Here is a 1230-nt window from a genome sequence, read left to right on the forward strand (position 1 = left end):
GCGGTGACGCCGCTTGCCGAAGTGTTTGGGCTTGATCCGATGCGGTTGCCGACCCGCGCGGAGCTGGAAAACCTCCTTGCCGGCAAACGGGCTGACGGACTTGATCTGCCGGCCGCGCCCGTGGAGGTGTCGCTTTCGGCCAATCCGCAGACCGCAGCGCCAGAGGCTGTTGAGGCGAACGAGGCGGAGGATCGCGATGCGGTCCTGGCCGCCGAAGCGGCGGCGCTTGGCGAGCTGGGAAGTGCGGCCGATGGCCCGCCGCCCTGGCCGGATGATTTTGCCCCGCTCCCAATCGAGGAGGCGGCCGCGTATGACCGGGATGCGGCGCTGGCAGCTGACTGGCAGGCGGATATTGCGCGGGGCGGTGAACCGGCGGTGCCGCCGCGTGGCCCGGCGGCTGAGGAGAAGCCAGCGGAACCACGGGCGATCGATGTTGCGGCGGCGCTTGATGCCGCTGGTGTGCCTTACCGGACCAGCGGCGGCCGGTTGCGCCTGCAAGCGACCTGGCGCGGAGGGGAAAGCTGGACGGTTTCGGTCAACGCCACCACTGGCCAATGGACCGACTTTGCCGCCAGCGAAGGCGGGCGGTTCGAGAGCCTGGTGCGCCGACTGGGCGTCAAAGCCGAGGCGGTCGAGCTGGATCCCGAGGCGGCCAAGGCGGCGCGTGCGGCCGAGATGCGGCGCAACGTCTTTCGCAAGAGCATTGCCGGGAAGCTCTGGGATGAGGCGATTCCGGGCACCGGCGAGCTGCACGCGCCGAGCTTGCACGGGTCTGTGGGGCAGAAGTTGCAGCAGCGGACGGCGCATGCGGCGCGCGTGGACGAGGCCGCGGCCCTGCGGGCGTCAGCCCGAGCCTATCTCAGCGGGCGCGGCCTCGATGCTGACTGGCTGATGAGCCATGTGCGGCTGGTCCGGCCGCATCCGAACTATGATGCGGCGGAAGTATCGGCCGGTGCGGCCGTGGTGATGCTGACGCCGATGTTCGGCCAGGATGAGGATGGCCTGGTGCGGCTGACCGGCGTGCAGCGCACCTATCTGACCGAGGGCGGAGCAAAAATCGGCCGCCGGATGCTGGGGGCCTCAGGCGCCTGGCTGCTGCATCCGCCTGCTGGCGCAGCGGTGCCGATCGGTGGCCATGACCAGGCGCGGGTGGCCGGTGAAGGGTTCGAGACCGTCGCGAGTGTCGTGCAGGCAACGCGGCAGGCTGGTGTTGTTGGCTACAATGCTGGC

At 69.8% G+C, this 1230-nt stretch carries 1 pseudogene; it reads left to right on the top strand.

Annotation, left to right across the window (positions count from 1 at the left end):
* Positions 1-39: 39 nt before the first annotated feature.
* Positions 40-1230, top strand: a pseudogene (locus B7Z76_RS16150) (AAA family ATPase); the annotation flags it as partial.

This window comes from Acidiphilium sp. 20-67-58, assembly GCF_002255515.1.
Classification (GTDB): Bacteria; Pseudomonadota; Alphaproteobacteria; order Acetobacterales; family Acetobacteraceae; genus Acidiphilium.